The following is a 3,874-nucleotide window of genomic DNA, read 5'->3' as shown; positions in this document are numbered from 1 at the left end:
GCCAGGCGCTCGCGTGCCTGCGCGGGGGAAAGCTCTTGGATGCTCATGGCCGCATTATCGCGCACGTGGCGGCAGGCCGCCTTGACCGATACCTGCAAACATGGGGTAGTGCCAGCCGCTGGCCGGCATGGCCATGAACGCACCGGACGACGCGAGGTTGCCGGCCAGCGGCCGGCACTACCGGTGGGAGCGCGAACGAAGAAGGCGGCCCTGCGGCCGCCTTCCCGTGAATCACTTGCCCTTGACGTGCTTCATCAAGCGCCGCTTTGCCTTGACCTGCCGCTCGGTGAGGACGTTCTTCTTGCCCTCGTACGGGTTGGTCCCCTCGCGGAAGATGAAGCTCACCGGCGTACCGATCAGCTTGAAGCGCTTGCGGAAGAAGTTCTCCAGGTAGCGCTTGTACGACTCCTGCAGTTCCTTCAGGCGGGTGCCGTGCACGATGAAGGTCGGCGGGTTGGAACCGGCCGGATGCACGTAACGCAGCTTGGAGACATGGCCGCGGATGGTCGGCGGCGGATTGGTCTCGTAAGCCACTTCCAGCGCCTTGTTCACTTCGCTGGTGGTGAAGGTCTTGTTCGCCGATTCGTGCGCACGATGCACCGCACGGAACAGCTCACGCAGGCCCGAGCCGTGCTTGGCCGAGATGCGCACCGATTCGGCCCACGGCACGAAGCCCAGCTTCAGCGACAGCATGGTTTCCGCCTGCTCGCGCTGGTACTCGGTCAGGCCATCCCACTTGTTGATGGCGATCACCAGCGCGCGGCCGGCATCGAGCACGGCACCGAGCACGGTGGCGTCCTGGTCGGTCACGCCTTCGGTGGCGTCGAGCATCAGCACGGCCACCTGGCACTGCTCGATCGACTGCATGGTCTTGACCACCGAGAACTTCTCGACAACCTCATCCACGCGCGAACGACGGCGCAGGCCGGCGGTGTCGATCAGGCGGTACTCACGGCCGTCGCGCTCCAGGTCCACCGCGATCGAGTCGCGGGTGGTACCCGGCACGTCGGAGGCGATCATGCGCTCCTCGCCCAGGATGCGATTGACCAGGGTCGACTTGCCCACGTTCGGGCGGCCGACGAAGGCGATGCGGATGCGGTTCGGGTCGTTGTCCAGCTCTTCGCCGCTGCCTTCTTCCGGCAGGCGCTGGATCACTTCGTCCAGCAGGTCGTCCAGGCCCTGGCGATGCGCGGCCGAGACGGTCAGCATCTCGCCGAAGCCATAACGGGCGAACTCGGAACGCACGCTGTCCTCGTCGGTGCCGTCGATCTTGTTGATCAGCAGCAGCGTCGGGCGCGACAGCTTGCGCAGCCAGGCCAGGATCTCGTCGTCCAGCGCCGAGGTGCCCTCGCGGGCATCGACGACGAACAGGATCAGGTCGGCTTCGGCCGCGGCCGCACGGGCCTGGCGCGTGGTGGCGCCGGCCAGGCCTTCGTCTTCCCCGGCGATACCACCGGTATCCACGACGAGGAAATGGTTGTCCTCGTCGAGGCGGCAGACACCGTAGTTGCGGTCGCGGGTGACGCCGGGCTGGTCATGGACCAGCGCGTCACGGGTGCGCGTAAGCGCATTGAAAATAGTCGACTTGCCGACATTCGGCCGTCCAACCAGGGCGACCAGAGGCAGCATCGCGATTACTCCAATTTTTTAGTTTGCCAACCGGAAGGCGGTCAGCTTGCCATCCACGTTCTGCACCAGCAGCACCCCGTCGACGACGACCGGCTGGGCCAGCAGGGCGTCACCGCCACTCTTTGCCCGTGCCGCCATCGCACCATCGGAGGCCTGCAACCAGTGCACATATCCCTTGTAGTCACCGACCACCACGTAGTCGCCGTGCAGTGCCGGGCCGGTCAGGGAGCGACGGGCCAGTGCCGTCTGCGACCACATGGCTGCGCCGCTGGCCTTGTCCAGGCCGAACACGCCGCCCTTGTTGTCGGTCACGAACACATTGCCCGACGATACCGCCACCCCACCGGCGCCGCCATGGTCGCGCGCCCACAGCGGGCGACCGGTCGGGCCTTCGATGGCCATGGTCTGGTTCTTGAAGCTGCTCACGTACAGGGTGTTGCCGTCGAGCACCGGTGCGCCGTCGACGTCCGCCATGCGCTCCAGCTCGGTGCGGCCTTCGCCGTTGCCGAGGTTCTGTTCCCACAGCGTGCGGCCATCCTGCTGGGCCAGGGCCGCAACCGCGCCCTCGTCCTTGCCGATGAACAGCACACCCGGGCCGGTCACCACCGGCGCGTTGCCGCGCACGGTCAGCGCCGGCAGCTCGCTCGGGTTGAACCACTTCTGGGTGCCGTTGCCGACATCGAAGGCGGTCACACGACCGTCGTTGCTGCGCACGTAGACCATGCCCTGGGCAACGGCCGGCGCGGCGATCACTTCACCCGGAACACGGGCGCGCCACTTCTCGCTGCCGTCGTTGATGTCCAGCGCGATGACCTGACCGTCCAGCGTGCCGATCACGACCAGGTTCTCACCGACACCCGGGCCGCCGGACAAGCGCAGCTTGGCCTTCTTCTTTTCCTTCTTCGGCTCCCAGGTCCAGACCTTCTTGCCGGTCTGCAGGTCGATGGCGTGCACGCCACCGGTGATCGCCGCAGCGAACACGTGGCCGTTGGCCACCGCCGGGCCCTGGCGCACACCGATGCGACGCTCGCCCTTGCCGAGGTTGACCGACCAGATCTTGCTGACCTTCACGGTCGGCTCGAACTTGACCAGCTCAGCCGGTTCCTGTGCCTTCTTCGCCGCCGCGTCCTTGCCAGCGAACCAGCCCTTCATGGTGCCGCAGCCGGTCAGGGCCATGCCCATCAGGAGCACGGTGGCGACGCGGGTGATCATGACCTTCTGACTCATCAAACCGACTCCGCAGGGGCGGCAACGGTGCCGCCGGCGTCCATAACCTTGGTTTCCAGCAGGCGCCGCTGCGGCGCTGCCACGTCCAGCGTCTTCAGCGCCTTCTCGTACTGTGCACGGGCCTCATCGCGCTTGCCCTGCGCCATCAGCGCATCGCCATGGATTTCCAGGCTGCTGCTGTCGGTGGCGCTGCCCAGCAGCTTGATGGCCTCGTCGCTCTTGCCGGTGGCCACCAGCAGGCGGGCCACACGCTGGTCGACCACGCGCTGCAGGTCGCCTTCGACCTTCACGTTGCGCAGGGTGGCCAGTGCCTCTTCGTTCTTGCCGGCGTCGACCTGGGCCTTGGCCAGCTGCAGCGCCGCGAGGTCGCCGTAGATGCTGGACGGGCCGGCTTCGAGCGCCTTGACCGCCTTGGCGGCGTCGTCAAGCTTGTTCTGCTGCAGGCCCTGCAGGGCCTTCTGGTACTCGACATTGGCCGAGGCCAGCTTGCTGCCCTGCTCCTTCTGGTACCACTGCCAGCCGGCAATGGCACCGATGGCGATGACTACGCCACCGAGGATGCTGGCGCCATTCTTCCGCAGCCAGCTGCGGACGCGTTCACTTTGTTCGTGCTCGTCGAGCAGATCGTCGATCGCCATGCGTACTCTCGCCCCGCCCGTCGGGAGGGACCATTGGGTTTAATCGAAGGTGGTGAAACCGCGCCTCAGTGCGAAACCGGGACTACGGAGCCTTCAGAGGATACCTGAAAGCGTGCCACGTTGGCTCGCTGGTAGGGGGTCAGATCGACGATAGCGCCGTTCTGCTGAACCTGGACCGCCGAGGCGTTGCCCAGGGTCACCCGGGTCACCTGGCCCGGCGTGAAGCTGCGGGTCTCGCCGGACTTGATCAGTGCCTTCTCGACGGTGCTGCCGTCCGGGCCGCCGATGTCGACCCAGCTGTCGCCGCTGAACTGCATTTCCAGCGCATTGCCGGCAGCCGGGGCCGGCGCCGGGCGCGGCACCGGGGCCAGCGAGGCGAC

4 protein-coding genes are annotated in these 3,874 nt (G+C 66.7%); all 4 read right to left on the bottom strand.

Annotation, left to right across the window (positions count from 1 at the left end; translation table 11 throughout):
* Positions 1–231 precede the first annotated feature (231 nt).
* A complete protein-coding gene (gene der, locus N5E02_RS20445) occupies positions 232–1,629 on the bottom strand; it encodes a ribosome biogenesis GTPase Der (RefSeq protein WP_005413118.1) in 1,398 nt (465 codons plus the stop codon).
* 18 nt (positions 1,630–1,647) lie between these two features.
* The gene (gene bamB, locus N5E02_RS20440) at positions 1,648–2,856 is read right to left on the bottom strand and encodes an outer membrane protein assembly factor BamB (protein ID WP_005416243.1); all 1,209 of its coding nucleotides are present in this window, start codon (positions 2,854–2,856) and stop codon (positions 1,648–1,650) included.
* Entirely contained in the window at positions 2,856–3,494 is a 639-nt protein-coding gene (locus N5E02_RS20435) for a tetratricopeptide repeat protein (RefSeq protein ID WP_005416242.1), read from the bottom strand. Before N5E02_RS20435 ends, bamB begins: the two co-directional genes overlap by 1 nt.
* Positions 3,495–3,559: 65 nt before the next feature.
* On the bottom strand, positions 3,560–3,874 hold a 315-nt coding region (locus tag N5E02_RS20430; RefSeq protein WP_005416241.1), incomplete at its 5' end, for a DUF4115 domain-containing protein.

This window comes from Stenotrophomonas sp. GD03777, assembly GCF_029842485.1.
Classification (GTDB): Bacteria; Pseudomonadota; Gammaproteobacteria; order Xanthomonadales; family Xanthomonadaceae; genus Stenotrophomonas; species Stenotrophomonas sepilia.
Note: the sequence above shows the minus strand (reverse complement) of the source record. Positions and strands in the feature narration are given on the sequence as shown.